Source organism: Rossellomorea sp. ABR4_004 (genome assembly GCF_056159585.1).
In genome coordinates this window covers 591,851-613,601 of record NZ_JBSWVM010000003.1, presented here as the reverse complement: position 1 = coordinate 613,601, position 21,751 = coordinate 591,851, and the positions used below count along the sequence as shown (strand labels likewise).

The following is a 21,751-nucleotide window of genomic DNA, read 5'->3' as shown; positions in this document are numbered from 1 at the left end:
AGCAACAAACTTTACGAAAAGAGCCTTTTATTTTATATTCCATTGCTTTAATAATGGGCTGATTTTCTTATAGAGTGGTTTTAAGTCTTCAATGGAATTCATCATGGAATGAATGCCATCGAGTAATGATCCTTCTTCATTGCTGCCTTCACGCTTCTCCTGAGAAGGAGCCTCTTCTTTTTTAAGGGTCCTTCCTCCGTACATCATCCTATCAAATGGATGCAGCTTCTTTTCTTCAGACATATTCTCACCCCCTCCACTTACTATGTAACCTATGAAAAGGAGGGTTGTACGAGTATAGTCAAACGCGTAGAAGAAGGGGAAAAGAAAAAATAATTGCAGAAAGTAGAAATCTTCGATAAAATTAGTACCAAGTCATAACAATTGATAATAAACTTAAGTATAAAAGAAAAATATAAAATAAGAAAGTAGGGAATGCCAGTATGAATACAGGAATTATTGGAATTGGGCGTTACCTTCCTGAGAAAATCGTAACCAATGCGGATCTTGAGAAAATGGTGGATACATCTGACGAATGGATTCGTACGAGAACGGGCATTGAAGAACGAAGAATAGCAGATAATGAAACAGACACATCAGACATGGCGTATGAAGCAGCAAAATCGGCCATTGCGGATGCAGATATTACAGCAGAGGAAATTGATCTGATCCTTGTGGCTACGGTTACCCCTGATAGACCATTCCCATCTGTGGCTTGCTTACTTCAAGAAAGATTAGGAGCAAAAAGAGCGGCGGCGATGGATGTAAGTGCTGCATGTGCCGGATTTATGTATGGTATGATAACGGCAAAGCAGTTTATCGACAATGGTGCGTATAAGCATGTCCTCGTTGTAGGAGTTGAAAAGTTATCCAAAGTCACAGATTGGGATGACCGTAATACAGCAGTCCTGTTCGGAGACGCAGCAGGTGCTGCCGTACTTGGGCCGGTTCCGGACGACAAAGGAATACTTGCCTTTGAATTAGGTGCAGACGGGTCCGGTGCGAAGCATTTGTACCAGGAAGAAAATATCATCATGAATGGACGCGAAGTTTTTAAATTTGCTGTTCGTCAAATGGGTGAATCGAGTGTGAATGTTATTGAAAAAGCAGGATTAAAGAAAGAAGATGTTGATTTCTTAATTCCGCACCAAGCTAATATCCGTATTATGGAAGCGGCAAGACAACGATTGGAATTGCCGATTGAAAAGATGTCTAAAACTGTAAATAAATACGGTAATACTTCAGCAGCTTCTATCCCTGTTTCTTTAGTGGAAGATTTAGAAGCAGGAAGAGTGAAAGAAAACGATGTAGTCGTCATGGTAGGATTCGGTGGCGGTTTAACCTGGGGCGCCATTATCATGCGCTGGGGCAAATAAATAGAACTCTCTTCTATAACTTGCAGACAAAGGAGATGGAATAAATGAACAAGAAACGTGTAGTTGTAACAGGATTGGGAAGTGTTACCCCGTTAGGTAATGATGTTGAATCAACGTGGGCAAATATTTTAGCAGGAAAAACGGGTGTAGGTCCGTTATCGCGTTTGAATGCAGACGATTATCCAGCCAAAGTGGCAGCTGAATTGAAAGATTTCAATATCGAGGATTTCGGTGTCGAGAAAAAAGAAGCGAGAAAAATGGATCGCTTCACTCATTATGCAATTGCAGCATCGCTAATGGCTGTCAAAGATTCCAAGCTTGACATTACAGACGAAATTGCTCACCGTGTCGGCGTGTGGATCGGTTCGGGAATCGGTGGAATGGAAACATTCGAACAGCAGTATGAAACCTTTCAAAAGCGTGGATATCGCAGAGTAAGTCCATTCTTCGTTCCAATGATCATACCTGATATGGCTGCCGGACAAGTTTCCATCATGCTGGGAGCTAAGGGCTTTAACTCTTGTACAGTCACTGCATGTGCGACTGGGACGAATTCGATTGGAGATGCATTTAAAGTCATTCAGCGGGGAGACGCGGATGTCATGGTTTCAGGTGGGGCAGAAGCACCGATTACAAAGATGTCGGTAGCAGGCTTCTGTGCAAACACCGCTCTTTCAACGAATACAGATCCTGAAAAAGCTTCAAGACCATTCGATGCAAACCGTGACGGATTTGTCATGGGAGAAGGAGCCGGTGTCGTGGTTCTGGAAGAACTAGAGCATGCACTGAAACGCGGAGCACCGATCTATGCTGAGATCGTAGGATATGGTTGTACGGGAGATGCATATCATATCACCGCTCCTGCTCCGGCTGGGGAAGGTGGAGCCAGAGCAATGAAAATGGCTTTGGAAGACGGTGGAGTCCTTCCTGAGCAAATGGATTACATCAATGCTCATGGAACAAGCACTCCTTACAATGACAAATACGAAACGATGGCAGTGAAAGAAGTATTTGGTGAGCATGCCTATAAATTAGCCATGAGCTCAACGAAATCCATGACAGGTCATCTTCTGGGAGCAGCAGGAGGGGTTGAAGCGATTTTCACAGTATTGGCGATGAAAGACAGCGTGCTGCCTCCAACAATCAATATAGAAACACCAGATCCGGATTGTGATCTTGATTATGTAGCGAACGAAGCTAGAAAACAGGAAGTAAATGTAGCGATGAGTAACTCATTAGGTTTCGGTGGCCACAACGCTACGATCCTCTTTAAAAAATACACCAACTAATATAAGAACGAGCCTGCTAACACGCGTTAGCAGGCTCGTTTTTTTGTTGTGAACCCTCTTTCCTTTACATATACATGATAAAAAGCCAGGAAAGAGGGATGAAGGTGACCGTTGCTCCTACTGATGGATGGCTTGAAGACTCCATTCATAAGCCTTTAGAGCTTTTAAAGAATACAATTAACGGCAAAGACGATCAAAAATCATTTTATCAATACCTTATGAGGCATGGAATGTACAAATCATCACATCATGCCGAAGATATTTTCGAAAAGATGAAAGAACATAACTTATGGGAACGGTTTTCCCTTTATGAAAAAAAGTATAAACGAAAATGGAATGGTCCCAATGTTCCGATATACTTATTCCCTGTGCAGGAAAAGAGAGGCATGTTCCAATCGTCAATGAAAAAGTCAGGTGTATGCTTTAAAGACGAGATTTTCTTTTTTATAACAGAACAGGATGATACGAAAGAGTATGAAGCTCTCTTCGTTCATGAATACCATCACTGTGTCAGAATGGAATTACTAAACAAGAAAGACACGCAATATACCTTATTGGATTCAATCATTTTTGAAGGATTGGCAGAACATGCCGTTAAAGAATACTGTGGAGAAAAATACTCAGCTTCCTGGACAAAAGCATTTGAAGAAAAAGAAATGTCACGTTATTACGAGAAATGGATTGAGCCCAATTTGGATGTAACAAGAAGCAGTCCCCTTCACGATCACTTACTTCTTGGTAAGAAATCGTATCCAAACATGCTTGGTTATGCTGCTGGTTATTACCTGGTTGAAAATTATTTGAAAAAGAATGTTTCATCTACTATTGCCCTAATAGGAAAAGCATCATCAACCTTCTTACCATAGAAGAATGGCAGATCATGAGGTGTCTTCTAAAATACCAGGCAGGGATGAAAATAGGAGCCTAATTTCGTCATATCTTCCATCTACCCTCATAAACTATAGTAAGAATGGACGAGCTAAATCTCTAAATGCGAGGATAGAGGCGGAAGGTATGGTGTTTCGAATGTTTGTATTATTTATCGGGTTTGGACTGGCTGTTTCAGGAGGAGTGAGTTTAATTATTTATTTAAACCTTCTCACCACGGGAATGACTTTTTCAGACTATATTCTTTTCGTATCCACCCGAGTCGAATGCTACTTATTTCTCCTAGGGATTCTCATCATCACGCTCTCGATCTATATCCCCCGAAGGAAAAATAATCACTATCTATAAAACCCTTGTTGAATAGGAATAAATTTACACCGATTTGCCTATACTGATTGACAAATAAGATTGTAGCAAAGCGAGGGGTCAATCATGTTATATCTTCATGATGTATGGGTAAATTGGTTCGAAGGCGAAGAAAATGGCTACAATGTCTGTCATTTTCACGAATGGAGAAAAGAGGACGTTATTGAGTTATTGGATCAAGTTCCTCTCATTAAAGTGGACACTGTTCTATTTCATTACATCGAGAATGATCTATCAGAGTTACCTCAACAACTGCTTAATAATGTCTATCAAAAAGCTTACTTGCGAAAAAACCATGAACGAATTCAACTGGATTATTGCTTCATTGTCACAGATGGGACAGGAATACTCGCAGTTGATACGATTGGGTATACCGTTCCAATCAGAAAAAGCAGGCTGATACCAAGACAGGAACAGCTCGTCTATGAAATGGTTGAAAGTCATGAAACAATGCAGTATGCCATCCAGCCTGAGGTGAAGAGAGAGGATTCCTATCACATTCTCTCACCAAGTCCTTATATGATGTGTGGACTGACAAGAAAAGAAAGACAGTTGAAGCAATTATTATTTATGGCGCTGGATCAGCTTCACAGCTCAAACAACACGGCTGAAATCCGCTACTGGTACACGGAATGGGCTCCACAGCGATACCGGACCATCCAGGAATTGGACTTTGAGGAAATTTGGCAAATGTTATACGAAGAAACGCAGTTTGGCTGGTCGGACAAGCACCTGACCCTATGCGAAAACTTAATCAAGGGACAACCCTTTTTTGAAAAACTGTGGGAAGTGGAGAATCGTCCTAAGGTAAATTGATGTGATGGATGAAAACCTCAAGTCTGTGATGGATGAAAACCTCAAGTCTGTGATGGGCTTGGGGTTCTTTGTTCTTTGAATAGAGTGAAAGAAGGAGACCGTGGTAATCGGTCCCCCAAAAAAGCCCAGAGCCTCATACTGGAAGCTCTAAGCAACATTGTTATTTTCTCTTTCTTTCTTTACGCCCAAGTCCCATGGCCTTTTCCATCTTCTTCAGCATTTTGTTTGCTGCAAAATTAGCTTTTTCTGCCCCGCGATCAAGGATATCATCCAGTTCTTCAGAATCGACCAATTCATAGTAGCGGTCCTGCACGGGCTTAATGGCATTGACGACCACTTGAGCTAAGTCGCCTTTAAAGTCTCCATAGCCCTTACCTTCATACCTTTGTTCAAGTTCTTCTATTGAACTGCCTTCAAGAATCGAATAGATGGAAAGGAGATTTGATACTCCTGGTTTGTTTTCTTTATCGTATTTAACGACTCCTTCTGAATCCGTTACAGCACTTTTGATTTTCTTTTCAATCTGCTTCGGATCGTCAAGGAGTGTAATAAATGATTTCTGGTTAACATCAGACTTACTCATTTTCTTCATAGGATCCTGAAGGGACATAACACGGGCACCGACTTTAGGAATCCGGACTTCAGGAACTGTAAAGATGTTGTTGTATTTATTATTAAAGCGCTCTGCAAGATTTCTCGTTAATTCCAAATGCTGTTTCTGATCTTCTCCCACTGGGACTAAATCTGTTCCATATAGAAGAATATCGGCTGCCATTAATGGTGGGTATGTCAACAAACCTGCAGAAACGGCTTCTTTCCCATGTGATTTATCTTTGAATTGTGTCATTCTTTCAAGTTCACCAATATACGTCACACATTGCAAGATCCATCCTGCCTGTGCATGAGCCGGAACCTCCGATTGAATGAACAATGTTGATTTCTCAGGGTCGATACCACATGCAATATAGAGCGCAGCAAGACTGCGAATGTTTTTGCGGAGCGCCATTTTATCCTGCGCTACCGTGATTGCATGTTGATCCACTACACAGAAATAACAATTGTATTCTTCCTGGAGCTCAGTGAACTGCTTCATGGCCCCGATGTAATTACCAAGCGTAATCGTACCGCTCGGTTGAATGCCGCTAAAGATTGTTTGCATCTTATTTCCTCCTGTTTTACACAAAATAAAAACCCACCCGTCCTATTGAAGATAGGGACGAATGGGATGATTTCCGCGGTGCCACCCTAAGTACTCATATGAGTCAGCTTAGTCCATGACGAGCATGGAACCCCTTTAACGTGAGGTAAATTCGTTATATGCTACTCCAATTCACAAATAAAGCTCAGAAGTCCATTCCCTTTCCAATGATTACTTGTTTTCACCAGCCACAAGCTCTCTATAAATCAAATAGAAAAGTACTACTCTTCCTCAACGCTTACTATTCTCTAATTTCTAATCTTATTATATGAAAAATAAAAGTGTAATTCAAGTGTACAACAGATAGGACAAAGCAATAGAAAAAAGCAGGGTGATGGAGCCGACTACTAGAACGGCCCTGGTAATGGAAAAAGATCTCTTCATTCCGTATTCTTCATGGGCTTCCTTAGTCTCGTCTAGCTCGTCAAATTGGGAAATGTACTTTCCTTGTTTCGTGCTGTTCCGGAATCTCTTAAGAGCATACACGATGCCGTTAAAGAATCCTTTTTCAAATATATACAAGAGGGAGCCTGCGGCAACATACGTTATTCCGATAATAAACAAGCTATCTATAATAGAGAGAAGCAGGTTTTTTCCCTGAAATATAGCAGTGACGATGGCGATGATGAAAAACAGCAGTGTAAGTAAGTAGAAAAAATTTAATCGTTTCATAGTACTCCTTAAAATGTTTTTATCAAAAGTATACATGAAGCACTTAAGGGAATTCAATCATTCATATATATTCAATCACTCATGAGTTGTATGAGCAGGGAGTACATAAATCCGTGTAAAGTGTACACACTTGAACGTCAGCAATAGTATTAAATGATGAATTGAATAAAGTATGTATTCTATTTTTTATATTTAGTCTTGTATATTAATATTTATAACAGAAATAACCCTCTCAATGGATTCCGGGCACCAATAATACAATGTCTTTAAAACTTGGAGAATTTACATTTGTAACAATTGTAATGGGACAATCTCTCTAAAACGTTAAACATAAACCCTTTGATACCAACGTTTTGGCATCTATATACCTATTAATCTGATAATTTTGCAAAAAAACTGTTAAATTCATATTGCAATAATTTCTCTATCATGTATAATAAGTAACAAATCTTCTGAAAATTAGAAGATAAATAAATATGAGATTTACGAGGAGGTCAATTTCAAGATGAAGAAAAAGTTTTCATTCTTGCTAGTTCTTCTTCTGGCTCTAAGTACTTTCTTAGCTGCTTGTGGCGGCGACAAGAAAACTGAGGGCAATGAAGGAGCATCTGGCGAAGGCGGCGAGTCTGCTGAAAAGAAAGAACAGGTACTTAACTTACTTGAGAGTTCTGAGATCCCATCAATGGACTCTACTCTAGCAACTGACTCTGTTTCATTCAAAGTCATGAACAACGTATTTGAAGGTCTTTACCGTTTAGGGGAAAATGATGAGGCTGTACTTGGTATGGCTGCTGAAGAACCACAAATCAGTGAAGATGGTAAAACATACACGTTCAAAATCCGTGATGCAAAATGGTCAAACGGAGATGCAGTTACTGCAAATGACTTCGTTTACGCTTGGCAAAAAGCTTTAAACCCTGACACTGGTGCAGAGTATGCGTATATCATGTACGATATCAAAAACGCTGCAAAAGTAAATGCTGGTGAAGTTCCAGTTGAAGAATTAGGTGTTAAAGCGGTTGATGAAAAAACATTAGAAGTTCAGCTTGAAACAGCTGTACCTTACTTCAAAGCTTTACTTTCTTTCGCAACTTTCTATCCTCAAAATCAAAAGTTTGTTGAAGAAAAAGGCGATAAATTCGGTCTTGAAGCTGACACTGCAGTTTACAATGGTCCATTCACACTTTCTGAGTGGAAGCATGAGCAAAGCTTCAAATTAACTAAGAACGACGGTTACTGGGATGCAGAAACTGTTAAGTTAAAAGAAGTAAACTTTAACATTGTTAAAGATACTGCTACTGGAGTTAACTTATACGAAACAGAAAAAGCGGATATCGCTGGTCTTTCAGCTGAATTTGTTGATAAATACAAATCAGATGAAAACTTCAAAACAAAGGCTGATACTGCGGTATTCTTCCTTCGTTTAAACCAAAAGAATGAAGTTATGGCTAATGTAAATGCTCGTAAAGCATTTGATGCAGCTTATGACAAGCAAGGTATGGTTGACGTTCTTCTTAACAATGGTTCAATTCCTGCGTACTTCTTAGTACCAAAAGATTTCGTTTCTGGTCCAGACGGTGCTGAGTATCGTGAAGCTGTAGGTGATTTTGGTGGTTTCGACCCTGAAAAAGCTGCAGAACATTGGGCTAAAGCGAAAGAAGAGTTAGGTAAAGATTCTATTGAATTAGAACTACTAAACTATGACTCTGACAGCTCTAAGAAGATCGGTGAATTCTTAAAAGAACAATTAGAGCAAAACTTAGAAGGTTTAACTGTTTCAATCAAAGCACAACCATTCAAGCAAAAGCTTGAGTTAGAATCTAAAGGTGATTATGATGTTTCATTCGCCGGATGGGGTCCTGACTATCCAGATCCGATGACATTTGTTGACATGTTCGTAACTGATGGTGCACACAACCAAATGGCTTACTCTAACCCAGAGTATGACAAGTTAATTGAACAAGCTAAAGGTGAACTTCTTGATGATCCGGAAGCTCGCTGGCAAGCAATGGTTGACGCAGAAAAGATTCTTTTCGAAGATCAAGCGATCAGCCCAATGTACCAACGTGGAACTGCTTTCCTAGAGCGTCCATATGTTAAAGGTCTGTTACGTCACTCATTTGGTGCTGATGCATCATATAAATGGGCTTACATTGAGTAATCAATGACTCAATGAACAAACCTTCAGAGGAGAGTGTATGCGTAAGCATACGCTCTCCTTTTCCAGTGAGTGTCGAAAATTATCAAAAAAGTAAAAATATATTGAATATTTGTCGAAAATCGATATAATTAAAATGTGTAAAATAAAAAGATAAAAAAGGGGGGCTAAAGAATGGTCAGATATACAATTCAACGTATCGTCTATATGATCATCACTTTGCTTATCATTGCAACCGCCACTTTCTTTCTGATGAAGCTCCTACCTGGATCTCCACTACAAAACACAGAAAGGCTGACTCCGGAACAACAACAAATCATCCTGGATAAATATGGTCTGAATGACCCGCTGCCAGAACAATATGTGAATTATATGGTTGGGTTGGCAAAAGGTGATTTAGGGTTGTCCTTCCAATATGACAATCGTCCAGTAACACAAATTCTTGGAGATCGTATTGGTCCTTCCGCACTTCTTGGATTCCAAGCTATGGTATTAGGTACATTCTTAGGGCTACTTATTGGAATTATTGCAGCAATCAAACACAACACTTGGCTGGATTACGGTTCAACATTCCTTGCTGTACTGGGGATTTCGATTCCTTCCTTCGTATTCGCAGGACTCCTGCAGTATTATGTTGGGGTTAAACTTGAATGGCTGCCGGTTGCATTATGGGGAGAATACAAACATACGATTCTTCCAACTTTAGCACTGACAGTATTCGTAGTAGCAACCATTGCACGTTTCATGCGTACGGAAATGCTGGAAATATTAAACTCGGACTATATTTTACTTGCAAAGGCAAAAGGGATTTCCCAAACATCTACAGTTGTAAAGCATGCTGTTAGAAATGCTTTAATCCCGATTGTAACGATTCTTGGACCAATGACTGTTGGTGTAATGACAGGATCTCTTGTTGTTGAACGTATTTTTGCTGTCCCTGGTTTAGGGGAACAATTCGTGTTGTCTATTAACACAAATGATTATACGGTTATTATGGGGATTACCCTCTTCTTTAGTGCTTTATTCATTGGTGTAATCTTCTTGGTGGATATTCTTTATGGAATTATCGACCCACGTATTCGCTTAGCTGGAGGGAAGAAATAATGGAAGCAAACAAAAAGAATTTAGATCAACTTAGTCCAGAACTCTTCCAACCTCAAAAGGCTAGGGGAGATGAGTCAGAAAAAATTTCGCGTCCAAGCCTTAATTTCTGGCAGGATTCTTGGATTCGTTTACGTAAGAACAAGGGGGCAATTGCGGGGATTATCATCACTGCAATCATTATTTTCTTTGCTCTTTTTGGTCCAATGATGAATGAATATAAATTTAGTGATCAAAATATCCGGCATGCAAAGCTGCCACCTAAAATTGAAGCGCTTTCAGGGATTAGTTGGTTACCATTTGACGGAAAAGATGCAGATGGCTTTGATGTATATGAATCAAGACAAATTAAAGAAAACTATTGGTTTGGTACTGATGACTTAGGTCGTGACCTTTGGACCCGTACTTGGAATGGTACTCGTGTATCTCTTTACATTGGTATATTAGCAGCCATTATCGATTTTATAATCGGTATCTCTTATGGTGGGATTTCTGCTTATTACGGTGGGAAAGTCGACGATATTATGCAACGTATCATTGAAATTCTTGTCGGGATTCCAAACTTAATTGTGGTAATTCTCTTTATCCTGATCTTTGAGCCGGGTATATTCTCCATAACCATGGCCATGGTTATAACCGGTTGGACCGGCATGGCCCGTATCGTCCGTGGACAGGTACTTCAATTAAAGAACCAGGAATTTGTACTTGCTTCACGTACTCTAGGAGCAACAAGCAACCGTTTGATCTTTAAACACTTGCTTCCAAACGTAATGGGACCTGTTATCATCACTACAATGTTCACAGTTCCTGCTGCGATTTACACAGAAGCATTCTTAAGCTTTATCGGATTGGGGATTGCTCCACCAAGAGCATCTCTGGGATCATTGGTTAATGAAGGATACAGATCAATCCAGTCATTTCCTCATATGATGCTGGTACCATCAGCTGTCATCTCATTAGTCATTTTAAGCTTTAACTTAATGGCCGATGGTCTGCGCGATGCACTAGATCCGAAAATGCGTAAGTAATGGAAGGGAGATTATGAATATGTCAAAAATTTTAGAAGTGAAAGATCTACACGTCTCCTTCAATACGCATGGAGGAGAAGTTCAGGCTGTCCGAGGTGTAGATTTCCATTTAGATAAAGGTGAAACACTTGCCATCGTAGGTGAATCCGGTTCCGGTAAATCAGTAACGACGAAAGCGATCATGAGATTGATCCCGAACCCGCCAGGCTTCATCAAGGGTGGAGAAATGTTATTTGAAGGTAAAGATTTAGCGAAATTGCCGGAAAAGGACATGCAGAAAATCCGTGGGAAAGATATCTCTATGATTTTCCAAGATCCGATGACGTCTCTAAACCCTACAATGACAATTGGTAAACAAATCATGGAACCACTGGTGAAGCACCAGAATATGAGTAAAAATGACGCGAAAAAACGTGCCATTGAGTTACTTAAACTTGTTGGTCTGCCTAGCCCTGAAACACGCTTTAAGCAATATCCTCACCAATTCTCGGGTGGTCAGCGTCAGCGTGTAGTAATCGCAATCGCACTTGCTTGTAATCCGAAAATTCTGATTGCGGATGAGCCGACGACAGCATTGGATGTTACGATCCAGGCTCAGATTCTTGAATTGATGAAAGATTTACAAACAAAGATTGAAACTTCCATCATTTTCATCACTCACGATCTTGGAGTTGTTGCGAACGTAGCTGATCGTGTAGCCGTTATGTATGGAGGACAAATTGTTGAAACAGGGACAGTGGATGAAATCTTCTACGATCCGCGCCACCCATATACGTGGGGATTGATCGGTTCCATGCCGACAACAGAAACAGAAGGTGAGCAGGAGCTGGTTGCGATTCCTGGGACTCCGCCGGATTTATTGAATCCACCTAAAGGGGATGCTTTCGCTCTTCGCAGTGAGTATGCATTGAAAGTGGATTTTGAACAAGAGCCACCATATTATCAGGTTTCAGATACTCATTATGTGAAGTCCTGGTTATTGCACCCTAGTGCTCCAAAAGTAGAGCCGCCTGAAATCGTGAAATTAAGACATAGACAAATGCCTTCTAATTATAAAGAGCCGGTACTTGTCGAGGGGGTTCGTTCATAATGGCAGAAAAATTATTGGAAATTAAAAATTTAAAACAGTACTTTAATCCGGGGAAACCGAATATGGTGAAAGCTGTCGATGATATCAGCTTTGATATTTATAAAGGGGAAACCCTTGGTCTGGTTGGAGAATCAGGCTGCGGTAAATCAACGACTGGCCGAACCATCATTCGTTTGTATGATGCTACAGACGGCCAGGTTCTCTTTAATGGTGAAGACGTTCATGGTAAAAAGTCACGTTCGCAATTAAAGAAATTCAACCGTAAGATGCAAATGATCTTCCAGGATCCATACGCAAGCTTGAATCCTCGTATGAAGGTTGCGGATATCATTGCTGAAGGCATCGATATTCATGGACTTGCTTCTTCCAAAGAAGAACGCATAAAGAGAGTTCATGACCTGCTTGAAACAGTTGGTTTGAATAAAGAACATGCCGGTCGTTATCCACATGAATTCTCTGGTGGTCAAAGACAGCGTATCGGGATTGCCCGTGCCTTGGCAGTAGATCCAGACTTCATTATTGCCGATGAGCCGATTTCGGCTCTTGACGTTTCGATTCAGGCACAGGTAGTGAATCTTATGCAAGAGCTTCAGAAAGAGAAAGGGTTAACGTACTTATTTATCGCCCATGATCTTTCCATGGTAAAATACATCAGTGATCGAATCGGGGTTATGTACTTTGGTAAGTTAGTCGAGTTGGCGCCAAGTGATGCCCTTTACAAGAATCCGTTACATCCTTATACGCAATCTCTATTATCAGCGATTCCGTTACCGGATCCAGAGTATGAGCGCACACGCAGAAGAAAGGAATATAATCCTTCTGTTCACAATTATACAGAGGATGATAATCTTGAAATGCGTGAAGTGGCTCCTGGCCATTTCGTGTATTGCTCAGAGAAAGAGTTTGCACAGTATAAAGCTCAGTACAAAAGCTAAACATCTTACAAAAGCTCCCTTTAATGAGGGGAGCTTTTTTTATTGAAGGGTTCTTCATAATAGCTTGTTATATTCTTTTTTTACAAGAAAATCATACTATATAATAAAGATATTTAATTTCCTTGGAAATTTCGACAGATTAGGAGTAATACCCCTTTTCTTTCAAGTTATTTCCTTGTTAGAATAGTATGAGGTGTTACATATTTTACTAGATAGCTTATTTAATAGAGGAGAGGTTTATTTTGAAATGGAGTAAGGTAGCGACATCCTTATGTTTAGTCACAATGTGCGTATTGCCGTTCCAAGCGAGTGCTGAAGGAGAAGGGAAGGGTGCCCACGAGAAGAGAAGTCTTTCTTTAAGCAAGAAAGAAATATCCAGTCCCGCCCCAAGATTTGCCTATGATTCCGGATTTACATTTGAATATCCTGATGCAGTCAGAGGGGTTTATGTTACAGGTCACTCTGCTGGTGGAGCGAGATTTGACAGCTTAACGAAATTAATGGACGATACGGATCTGAATGCCATGGTTATTGATATTAAAGATGATCACGGATATGTTACATACGAACCCGATGAATCTTCTCCATACGCTAAAGTAGGTCAACCTTATATTAAAGATCCTAAAGCGATCTTAAAGACACTTGAAGAAAAACAGATTTATCCGATCGCAAGAGTTGTGGTATTTAAAGATACGATTTTGGCGAATGAGAAACCCGAGCTTTCCTTTAAAGATGGAAATCAGGTATGGAAAAATGGCAGAGGCGAATCCTTTGTGAACCCATTCCTGAAAGAAGTGTGGGATTATAATGTGGGAATTGCAATCGAAGCCGCCAAAATGGGATTCCAGGAAATCCAGTTTGATTATGTCCGATTCCCTGAAGGCTTTGAAAAACGAGATGATGAACTACAATATAACGGTGGTGAATATGCGGAGCAAGACTCAAATAATGTACAAAAGCGTGTGCAGGCCGTTACAGACTTTGTAGAGTACGCGCATGGAAAACTTGAGCCATATGGAGTCAAGGTTTCTGTGGACATTTTCGGGTATACAGCAACGCTTCCAGAGGCACCTGGGATTGGACAGAACTTCTCAAAGATATCCGAAAACGTCGATGTGATTTCATCCATGATTTATCCAAGTCACTGGACTCCGTACTTTGGAATTGCAAAGCCCGATTTACAACCTTATGAATTGGTTTCTGAATATGCCAAGCTTGAAAATTCTAAGTTAGCAGAATTAGAAAATCCGCCTATTTCAAGACCATGGTTACAGGATTTCACTGCTTCCTGGTTAGGTAGTGGAAACTATAAAGCCTACGGAAAAGCAGAAGTTGAAGCCCAAATTAAAGCTTTGAATGATCAAGGCATTAAAGAATTCCTTTTATGGGATGCGGGTAACACGTATACAGAAGGTGTAGATTATACACCTTGATCGAGAAGACCGGCCTGGGAAGTTCCAGGCCGGTCTTTTCTTAATGGCGCTTTTCGATTTGAAAAAATACTCAAACATTGTTATCATTAAAGTATTGGTAAGATTAACCGCTTTCAACCACATTACCCTCTTTACAGGTATATCAAGCCTGTGATTCCGTATTTTTATCCCACGGATGAGACTAACATCTAACATAAACATTTTTTTTCTGAGAAAAATAATTGTATCCCGTTAGTCAATGTCACCCAAAATTCTTTTAAAGGAGTAGATCCATGCATTGGTATGAAAAGTTAAATCAGTATTTCCCGGTAGAGGAAATGAAATCAAAAGAACACCTTGAGTCATTACTCAAAGAAAGAAGCGACATCTATCATAAAGATGAAGGGCAGTACCACGTACTTATGTATGCCGAACTTGATGATTTTATCTTTATCGATTATCTTTTTGTCTCAAAGGATGCTCGCGGACAAGGATTAGGTCATAAACTGCTCGAGAAGTTAAAAGAAAAGAACAAAGCGATTATACTAGAAGTGGAGCCAGTTGATTATGATGACACTGACACTGAAAAGCGTTTAAAGTTCTACAAGCGTGAAGGATTCGAACATGCTGTCAGTATCGGATATGCACGTCGGTCTCTCGCTACAAATGAAATCAATGAAATGGAAATCCTTTATTGGGCTCCAAATAACGAATCAGAAGATCTGATCTTCAACTCAATGAAGAAAACATATGAATTAATCCACACTTATAATGATAAGAAGTTTTATGGTACCTCTTACCAGCCGGTTGAAGAAGTCTTGAAGAAAGATAAAGACCGTGATGGCGATGTACTGAAAAATCTCTAAACCAAAACAACCTTATTGTCCATTCGCAATAAGGTTTTCTAAATGAAAAAATGAAAATGTTCTATATCATGTTTAGGCACTTTTTGAACCGGGTAAACCCATAGTAGAAAGAGAACAGTAGAAAGAGAACATATAGCGTATGTTAAACCTATGTATAGGAAATTTGACAAATTGGTTAAAACTATGTTCAAGGGACAGTAATTCATGTATAATACATAATAGAGATTTCTTATTTAAACTTATTTTAATTAACGGACGATGTTTAAAATGAAATACTCTATATTATAAAAAAATCCTTAAGGGAGTGTGAATGATTCGTGGTTACATTATTCACTTCACCTAGTTGTACATCTTGTCGTAAGGCAAAAGCTTGGTTAGAAGAGCATGAGATTCCATATACAGAGCGTAACGTATTTTCTGAGCCATTAAGCATTGATGAAATAAAGGAAATCCTGCGTATGACTGAGGATGGAACGGATGAAATCATTTCAACCCGTTCTAAGACATTCCAAAAGCTTAATGTAGATTTAGAAACTTTACCACTTCAAGAATTGTTCGAGCTTATTCAGAAAAATCCTGGTCTTTTAAGGCGTCCAATCATCTTGGATGAGAAACGTCTTCAGGTAGGATACAATGAAGATGAAATCAGACGATTCCTGCCTAGAAAGGTTCGTACGTTCCAACTTCTCGAAGCTCAAAGAATGGTAAACTAAAGTTTTCTTACATTCTCATCATATTATCAATGATTGAGAATATATAAGGAAAAAGGGGCTGACCCTTTAAGGAACGTTGCGTATCCTTTCGGGTCAACCCCTTTTATATTAGTATAAGTATTAACACTTGAATTTTCTGCAAATATTCGCTAAAATGTCAAAAACACGTTAAATAGTGGGATTTGTGAAGAAAAAAATGGGTGTTATTTTTATTCCATTTTCAGTGTTTATATCATAAAATAGAAGTACAAGGTACAAACTAACCTAAATGTATCTTCTATCTTCACCAGCAATCGAGCAGAATTGCTCAGAGGGTGTAGTCCCTTCACCAACATCATGCAAGAAGGGAGAGGTGTTAAATGGAAATCGAACGCATTAATGAAAATACGGTCAAGTTCTATATATCTTACGGAGATATAGAGGATCGCGGCTTTGACCGCGAGGAGATCTGGTATAATCGTGAAAGAAGTGAAGAACTCTTCTGGGAAATGATGGATGAAGTTCATCAAGAAGAAGATTTTGGAATTGAAGGACCGCTATGGATTCAAGTTCAAGCGTTAGATAAAGGGCTTGAAGTACTGGTGACAAGAGCTCAGGTGTCAAAGGATGGTCAGCGATTTGAGTTGCCTATCCCAGAGGATAAGCTCAAGGAACTCCCTGTAGATGAACGGATAGAGGAGCTTCTGGATCAGCATTTCCAAATCAAGCAGGATCAAGATGGAGAAGCAGAAGTGGCACTGGATTTCACTTTGAAGTTCAATGATTTTGAAGATGCGATATCTTTATCCCATCGGATGAAAGAAATGCCTTTAGATCATTTGGAAACAAAGCTGCTTGCATTGGAAAATAGATATTTTATTTACGTTAAATTTTCAGAAGAGCACTTCTCGGAAGAAGATATCGACAATATGTTAAGTATACTACTTGAATATGCGGATGAGTCACGAATGACTGTTCATCGCCTAGAAGAGTATGGAAAAGTCGTCATTAATGAACATGTGTTTGGGACATTAAGTGAACACTTTTCTTAAGGATCATACCGGTTTCATTTAGAAATCGGTATTTTTTTATTTAGCTCATTAAGCCAGTGGAAGGTGTTAAAGGTATGAAAAATACAGTGAGAGTCCTCTTATTTATTGCTGTTCTCGTGTTAAGTTATTTTTTTTATTTTGATCAGTATCTTTCAGGTATGGTTAAGTATATTAGTCTTGTTTTTACTTTCTCTGTAATTGTGATAGGATTTCTTATCTTCTTTGAGAATCGTCATCCTACTCAAACTCTAACATGGTTAGTTGTGTTAGGTGCTTTTCCATTCCTTGGCTTTATCTTCTATTTATTGTTTGGTCGAAACTTCCGGAAAGAGAAAATGTATAAGAAGAAATACATATTGGACAAGGAAACCTACAATAAATTTGAGCCTGGCCCTAAGGAAATGAACGCTGAAATGTTCGGTTTGTTTCAGGAAAAACACTTTCAGCTTGCTCAGCGAATAGGAAACAGTGCCATTTCTTTTTCCAGTGAAACGAAGCTTTTAACCAATGGGAACGAGACATTCGGGGAAATCCTGAGATGGTTAAAAACTGCCAAGCATCATATTCATATGGAATATTATATTGTCCGTCATGATGATATTGGAAATCAGATTAAAGATATCCTTATTGAACGAGCCAATAATGGTGTGAAAATTCGCTTTCTTTATGACGCGGTTGGGGCATGGCAATTATCTAAGGATTATATTGCTGAATTAAAAGGTGCAGGGATTGAAGTGGTTCCGTTTGGTCCAGTCAAAATCCCTGTTCTCAATAATAAGTTTAACTTCAGAAATCATCGCAAGATCATCGTCATTGATGGAAGTATAGGATTTGTTGGGGGACTTAATATTGGCGATGAATACTTAGGGAAAAATCCACATTTTGGTTTCTGGAGGGATACCCACCTATTTGTAAGGGGGGAAGCAGTTCGGACGTTGCAGCTCATCTTTCTTCAAGATTGGTATTATATGACGAATGACGATTTCTTGACTCCAGGGTATTTAAGCCCTGATCCATTGGAGAATGCAAACGATGGGGGAGTTCAAATGATTGCAGGAGGACCTGATAATGAGTTGAGCGTTTTGAAGAATATTTTCTTCTCGATGATCACTTCTGCAAGAAAAAGCGTATGGGTTGCATCTCCATATTTCATACCGGATGAAGATATTTTTTCAGCACTTAAAATTGCTGCATTGAGTGGTGTGGATGTAAGGCTATTGGTTCCCCATAAGCCTGATAAACGAATTGTATTTCACGCTTCACGATCTTATTTCCCAGATCTTCTCGAAGCAGGAGCCCGAATCTTTGAATATCAAAAGGGCTTTATGCATAGTAAGATCGTCATAGTCGATGAAGAAATGGCGTCGATCGGGACATCTAATATGGATATGAGAAGTTTTCATTTAAACTTTGAAGTCAATGCATTTTTATATAAAACAGAAAGTACCGACTCTCTTGTGAAGGAATATTTACATGACTTAGAGGATGCAGAAGAACTGCAGCTGGAAGAGTTTCAAAAGAGACATCTTGGCTACCGATTATTGGAATCCACGTCACGCTTAATGTCACCTCTATTATAAGAAGAAGCCTTCAAGTGATTGTTTGCTTGGGGGTTTTTTTTGAAGGATTTTCACGTTTTTTGGCGAATAATGATTGGAGGAGGTGTTCTATGTTAACAGCTATATTAGGAGAAAAAGTGTTTTCAACCATTCATTACTCAAGAGAGGAATTAAAGAATCTGCGAAGTAAGCGTAATATATTCCTCTGTCCTCATTGTTCATCCGAATTGAACCTTCGCATCGGAAGCCAAAACGTCCCACATTTTGCTCATCATTCACAGTTCCTTTGTGAGATAGGAAAGCAGCATGAGTCACCTCGACATTTGCTTAGTAAGCAACTGCTATATGAAAGGTTAAGAGAGCATTTTACCGAGGTGAAGGTTGAATATTATGTAAAAGAGCTTCAGCAAATCGCTGATGTTTATGTAAAATCGAAAACGAAAAAAATTGCCATTGAGATTCAATGCTCTTCTATTCCGATCCCCGACATCCTTTCCAGAACAGGAGGATATCAAAGTCAAAACATCACTCCATTCTGGATGCTTACCCAACCTGTTACAGTAAGGCAAAATGGATTACTGCAATTACCGTCATTTCAGCAAGCATTTTTCCGGTATTCACCCCAATTACATTATTTTCTTCTACATTTTTCACCCGAAGATAGAAGCTTTACATTATTTACTCATCTCATACCTGTTTCAGTCTCAACTTTTATTAGTGCAGCTCCTGTCAGGATCCCTATCGAGCGCTTCACACTTCCTTTGTCCATCCCTCATTTTACAGTCAATCACCCATATTTATTAAAAAACTGGAATCAATTCCGTATGAAGTGGATATATAACAAACTTCATTACAATAAACCGAAAAGCGATTTGTTTTTACGGGAAGTATATAGAGAAGGGGATACATTTTTATATTTACCTTTATTTGTTGGGATGCCGGTATTCCCTCATGGAATCCATTTTAAGAATCATGCGATCGAGTGGCAATACTATATGTGGAAGGATTGTATGAAGAAGGATACATTTTTTTCAGAGGAAAAAGTAGTGAAGGTGATAAAAAGGAGGATGGATAGAGGATATTTAGAATTCCGTACGCTTCCTTTTGTATGTAGGGACCAGCTGCTAATGGAAATAGTAAAGAGTTATTTGTCTCTTTTGAAGGATATGCAGGTAGTCAGAAGGAATCATGGTGGGCAATATCAGCTCTCTGAGTCGTGGAATTGTCCAGACAATTTCTCGGGCTTCGAAAAGCATCAGCATGATTTTTTTTCTAAATGGAAGCATATATTAAAAAAGGTCTAACAAAGATTGTTTTGTTGCAGGAAAATCTTAGATAAGAGAGAATGTAACTATAAGGAATTTTCTGTAGATTTCAGAATGGAGGATGTATATGTCTAAAGATACAGCTACGAAAAGTCTGCCTGGCAGGAAAGAGGTAGAGGAGAAGTTAACGTGGAGATTGGAAGATATTTTTGAAAGTGATGAAGCGTGGGAAAAAGAGTACAAAGAAATTAAAGAGTTAACAGGTAAAGCAGACGAGTTTAAAGGAACTTTAGGAGAAAGTGCAGATCAGCTTTATAAAGCATTTGCCTTTCAGGATGAAATGATGGAACGTATGGGTAGGGTTTATACATATTCTCATATGCGCTATGACCAGGACACAACCAATTCATACTATCAAGGACTCGATGATCGTGCCAAAAGTCTTTATACACAGTTAGGGAGTAAATTTGCCTACTTAGTACCTGAAGTGCTTTCGATTGAGGAAAGTAAGCTTCAAGGATTCCTTGACGAAAAGGAAGAGCTGAAGAAATACAAGCACGCTTTAGAAGAAATAAATCTCCAGCGTCCACATGTTCTTTCAGCAGAGGAAGAAGCATTACTTGCTCAAGCTTCCGAAGTGTTCAGTGCAGCTAGTAACACGTTTGGTATGCTGAACAATGCAGACTTGGAGTTTCCGAGCATTAAAGATGAAAACGGGGAAGAAGTGGACATCACACATGGCCGTTTCATTCGTTTCCTGGAGAGCAGTGATCGACGGGTACGGGAAGAAGCGTTTAAAAAAGTGTATGAAACATACGGCAAATTCGAAAATACGTTTGCATCTACATTAAGTGGAGCGGTGAAGAAAGATAACTTCGTCGCAAACGTAAGACATTACGATTCGGCAAGACATGCGGCATTATCAAATAACAATATTCCTGAACAGGTGTATGATAACCTGGTTGATACGGTCAATAAGAACCTTCATTTGCTGCAGCGTTATGTAAAGCTTCGTAAGAAAGTATTAGGCTTGGATGAAGTTCATATGTATGACTTATATACACCGTTAGTGAAGGAAGTCAAGATGGACATCAGCTATGATGAAGCACAGAACATGATCCTGGATGGCTTAAAGCCTTTAGGCGAAGAATATGCCAATGTCCTGAAAGAAGGCTTTGATAACCGTTGGGTGGATGTTGTCGAGAACAAAGGAAAAAGAAGTGGTGCATACTCTTCGGGAGCATACGGCACCAACCCTTATATCCTCATGAACTGGCAGGATAATGTGAACAATCTATTCACACTGGCTCATGAATTCGGACATAGTGTTCACAGTTATTATACGCGCAGTGCACAGCCGTACACGTACGGACATTACTCCATCTTTGTTGCCGAGGTGGCTTCTACATGTAATGAAGCTCTCTTGAATGACTATCTGTTAAACACTATTGATGACGAGAAAAAGCGTCTGTACCTATTAAATCATTACCTGGAAGGATTCAGAGGAACCGTTTTCCGTCAAACCATGTTTGCAGAATTTGAACATCTCATTCATAAAAAAGCTCAAGAGGGAGAAGCCCTTACTTCTGAATTTTTAACGAAAGAGTATTATGAATTGAATAAGAAGTATTTTGGAGAAGACATCTCGATTGATGAAGAGATTGGATTGGAATGGGCTCGAATTCCTCACTTCTACTACAATTACTATGTTTATCAATATGCAACCGGCTTCTCGGCTGCGACCGCTCTCAGTCAGCAAATCCTTGAAGAAGGAGAACCGGCCGTAGAACGCTACATCGATTTCCTGAAAGCGGGGAGCTCTGATTATCCGATTGAAGTATTGAAAAAAGCAGGAGTGGATGTGACAACCTCCAAGCCGGTGGAAGATGCATGCAAAGTCTTTGAAGAAAAGTTGAATGAAATGGAAGAACTGCTTGAAAAATTACAGTAATGAGAGATCAGGTACGTACTGGAGTAAAAATAAACTC

The 21,751-nt window shown here is 39.5% G+C and carries 20 protein-coding genes and 1 other annotated feature; of the genes, 17 read left to right on the top strand and 3 right to left on the bottom strand.

Annotated elements, in window-relative coordinates; translation table 11 throughout:
• Positions 1-27: 27 nt before the first annotated feature.
• Positions 28-243, bottom strand: a complete 216-nt coding sequence (locus ACXAF2_RS20085; RefSeq protein ID WP_475141267.1) for a hypothetical protein — start codon at positions 241-243, stop codon at positions 28-30.
• A 200-nt stretch (positions 244-443) separates the two neighbouring features.
• On the opposite strand from ACXAF2_RS20085, the gene ACXAF2_RS20080 reads away from it, so the two are divergent.
• The 5 genes from ACXAF2_RS20080 (at position 444) to ACXAF2_RS20060 (ending at position 4,735) form a co-directional block, all read left to right on the top strand.
• Positions 444-1,376: a beta-ketoacyl-ACP synthase III gene (locus ACXAF2_RS20080; RefSeq protein WP_475141266.1), complete on the top strand. Its 933-nt coding sequence runs from the start codon at positions 444-446 to the stop codon at positions 1,374-1,376.
• Between the two features lie 44 nt (positions 1,377-1,420).
• Complete coding sequence (fabF, locus tag ACXAF2_RS20075) at positions 1,421-2,665, top strand: beta-ketoacyl-ACP synthase II (protein WP_475141264.1); 1,245 nt, start codon at positions 1,421-1,423, stop codon at positions 2,663-2,665.
• A 98-nt stretch (positions 2,666-2,763) separates the two neighbouring features.
• A complete protein-coding gene (locus ACXAF2_RS20070; protein ID WP_475141262.1) occupies positions 2,764-3,531 on the top strand; it encodes a DUF2268 domain-containing putative Zn-dependent protease in 768 nt (255 codons plus the stop codon).
• Positions 3,532-3,535: 4 nt separating this feature from the next.
• Positions 3,536-3,901, top strand: coding sequence for a YuzI family membrane protein (locus tag ACXAF2_RS20065; protein WP_475141261.1), 366 nt, complete (start codon positions 3,536-3,538; stop codon positions 3,899-3,901).
• Positions 3,902-3,985: 84 nt separating this feature from the next.
• Positions 3,986-4,735, top strand: a complete 750-nt coding sequence (locus ACXAF2_RS20060) for a DUF3603 family protein (RefSeq protein WP_475141259.1) — start codon at positions 3,986-3,988, stop codon at positions 4,733-4,735.
• 160 nt (positions 4,736-4,895) lie between these two features.
• Here ACXAF2_RS20060 and trpS read toward each other — a convergent pair whose 3' ends face one another.
• Entirely contained in the window at positions 4,896-5,894 is a 999-nt protein-coding gene (trpS, locus tag ACXAF2_RS20055) for a tryptophan--tRNA ligase (protein WP_475141257.1), read from the bottom strand.
• 50 nt (positions 5,895-5,944) lie between these two features.
• Positions 5,945-6,177 (bottom strand) — a binding site (T-box leader).
• 44 nt (positions 6,178-6,221) lie between these two features.
• Positions 6,222-6,605, bottom strand: a complete 384-nt coding sequence (locus ACXAF2_RS20050) for a DUF3899 domain-containing protein (RefSeq protein WP_475141255.1) — start codon at positions 6,603-6,605, stop codon at positions 6,222-6,224.
• Positions 6,606-7,110: 505 nt separating this feature from the next.
• Here ACXAF2_RS20050 and ACXAF2_RS20045 point away from each other — a divergent pair.
• From ACXAF2_RS20045 to pepF, 12 genes are all read left to right on the top strand, one after another.
• On the top strand, positions 7,111-8,766 hold the full coding sequence (locus ACXAF2_RS20045) for a peptide ABC transporter substrate-binding protein (protein WP_475141253.1): 1,656 nt from the start codon (positions 7,111-7,113) through the stop codon (positions 8,764-8,766).
• 171 nt (positions 8,767-8,937) lie between these two features.
• Positions 8,938-9,867 carry an oligopeptide ABC transporter permease gene (gene opp3b, locus ACXAF2_RS20040; RefSeq protein ID WP_475141251.1) on the top strand — a complete coding sequence of 310 codons (930 nt, stop codon included), beginning with the start codon at positions 8,938-8,940 and terminating at the stop codon, positions 9,865-9,867.
• On the top strand, positions 9,867-10,892 hold the full coding sequence (gene opp3C / locus ACXAF2_RS20035; RefSeq protein ID WP_475141249.1) for an oligopeptide ABC transporter permease: 1,026 nt from the start codon (positions 9,867-9,869) through the stop codon (positions 10,890-10,892). Before opp3b ends, opp3C begins: the two co-directional genes overlap by 1 nt.
• 19 nt (positions 10,893-10,911) lie before the next feature.
• Positions 10,912-11,982, top strand: a complete 1,071-nt coding sequence (locus tag ACXAF2_RS20030) for an ABC transporter ATP-binding protein (RefSeq protein WP_113969955.1) — start codon at positions 10,912-10,914, stop codon at positions 11,980-11,982.
• Positions 11,982-12,917 (top strand): ABC transporter ATP-binding protein, encoded by a 936-nt coding sequence (locus tag ACXAF2_RS20025; protein ID WP_149155199.1) that lies wholly within the window; start codon positions 11,982-11,984, stop codon positions 12,915-12,917. The genes ACXAF2_RS20030 and ACXAF2_RS20025 overlap by 1 nt, the downstream gene beginning before the upstream one ends.
• A 284-nt stretch (positions 12,918-13,201) precedes the next feature.
• Positions 13,202-14,350: a putative glycoside hydrolase gene (locus ACXAF2_RS20020; protein ID WP_475141307.1), complete on the top strand. Its 1,149-nt coding sequence runs from the start codon at positions 13,202-13,204 to the stop codon at positions 14,348-14,350.
• Between the two features lie 272 nt (positions 14,351-14,622).
• Positions 14,623-15,195, top strand: a complete 573-nt coding sequence (locus ACXAF2_RS20015; protein WP_475141247.1) for a GNAT family N-acetyltransferase — start codon at positions 14,623-14,625, stop codon at positions 15,193-15,195.
• Positions 15,196-15,512: 317 nt separating this feature from the next.
• A complete protein-coding gene (gene spxA, locus ACXAF2_RS20010; RefSeq protein WP_032089161.1) occupies positions 15,513-15,908 on the top strand; it encodes a transcriptional regulator SpxA in 396 nt (131 codons plus the stop codon).
• Positions 15,909-16,267: 359 nt separating this feature from the next.
• Positions 16,268-16,939, top strand: a complete 672-nt coding sequence (gene mecA / locus ACXAF2_RS20005; protein ID WP_475141245.1) for an adaptor protein MecA — start codon at positions 16,268-16,270, stop codon at positions 16,937-16,939.
• A gap of 74 nt (positions 16,940-17,013) precedes the next feature.
• On the top strand, positions 17,014-18,519 hold the full coding sequence (gene cls, locus ACXAF2_RS20000; protein ID WP_475141243.1) for a cardiolipin synthase: 1,506 nt from the start codon (positions 17,014-17,016) through the stop codon (positions 18,517-18,519).
• Positions 18,520-18,608: 89 nt separating this feature from the next.
• Positions 18,609-19,802, top strand: a complete 1,194-nt coding sequence (locus ACXAF2_RS19995; protein ID WP_475141241.1) for a competence protein CoiA — start codon at positions 18,609-18,611, stop codon at positions 19,800-19,802.
• A gap of 88 nt (positions 19,803-19,890) precedes the next feature.
• Positions 19,891-21,714, top strand: coding sequence for an oligoendopeptidase F (gene pepF / locus ACXAF2_RS19990; RefSeq protein WP_475141239.1), 1,824 nt, complete (start codon positions 19,891-19,893; stop codon positions 21,712-21,714).
• Positions 21,715-21,751: the final 37 nt, after the last annotated feature.

Coding starts and splice junctions, on each gene's coding strand:
- ACXAF2_RS20085 (WP_475141267.1), bottom strand. CDS start 243: ATGTCTGAAGAAAAGAAGCTGCATCCATTTGATAGGATGATGTACGGA.
- ACXAF2_RS20080 (WP_475141266.1), top strand. CDS start 444: ATGAATACAGGAATTATTGGAATTGGGCGTTACCTTCCTGAGAAAATC.
- fabF (WP_475141264.1), top strand. CDS start 1,421: ATGAACAAGAAACGTGTAGTTGTAACAGGATTGGGAAGTGTTACCCCG.
- ACXAF2_RS20070 (WP_475141262.1), top strand. CDS start 2,764: ATGAAGGTGACCGTTGCTCCTACTGATGGATGGCTTGAAGACTCCATT.
- ACXAF2_RS20065 (WP_475141261.1), top strand. CDS start 3,536: ATGGCAGATCATGAGGTGTCTTCTAAAATACCAGGCAGGGATGAAAAT.
- ACXAF2_RS20060 (WP_475141259.1), top strand. CDS start 3,986: ATGTTATATCTTCATGATGTATGGGTAAATTGGTTCGAAGGCGAAGAA.
- trpS (WP_475141257.1), bottom strand. CDS start 5,894: ATGCAAACAATCTTTAGCGGCATTCAACCGAGCGGTACGATTACGCTT.
- ACXAF2_RS20050 (WP_475141255.1), bottom strand. CDS start 6,605: ATGAAACGATTAAATTTTTTCTACTTACTTACACTGCTGTTTTTCATC.
- ACXAF2_RS20045 (WP_475141253.1), top strand. CDS start 7,111: ATGAAGAAAAAGTTTTCATTCTTGCTAGTTCTTCTTCTGGCTCTAAGT.
- opp3b (WP_475141251.1), top strand. CDS start 8,938: ATGGTCAGATATACAATTCAACGTATCGTCTATATGATCATCACTTTG.
- opp3C (WP_475141249.1), top strand. CDS start 9,867: ATGGAAGCAAACAAAAAGAATTTAGATCAACTTAGTCCAGAACTCTTC.
- ACXAF2_RS20030 (WP_113969955.1), top strand. CDS start 10,912: ATGTCAAAAATTTTAGAAGTGAAAGATCTACACGTCTCCTTCAATACG.
- ACXAF2_RS20025 (WP_149155199.1), top strand. CDS start 11,982: ATGGCAGAAAAATTATTGGAAATTAAAAATTTAAAACAGTACTTTAAT.
- ACXAF2_RS20020 (WP_475141307.1), top strand. CDS start 13,202: ATGTGCGTATTGCCGTTCCAAGCGAGTGCTGAAGGAGAAGGGAAGGGT.
- ACXAF2_RS20015 (WP_475141247.1), top strand. CDS start 14,623: ATGCATTGGTATGAAAAGTTAAATCAGTATTTCCCGGTAGAGGAAATG.
- mecA (WP_475141245.1), top strand. CDS start 16,268: ATGGAAATCGAACGCATTAATGAAAATACGGTCAAGTTCTATATATCT.
- cls (WP_475141243.1), top strand. CDS start 17,014: ATGAAAAATACAGTGAGAGTCCTCTTATTTATTGCTGTTCTCGTGTTA.
- ACXAF2_RS19995 (WP_475141241.1), top strand. CDS start 18,609: ATGTTAACAGCTATATTAGGAGAAAAAGTGTTTTCAACCATTCATTAC.
- pepF (WP_475141239.1), top strand. CDS start 19,891: ATGTCTAAAGATACAGCTACGAAAAGTCTGCCTGGCAGGAAAGAGGTA.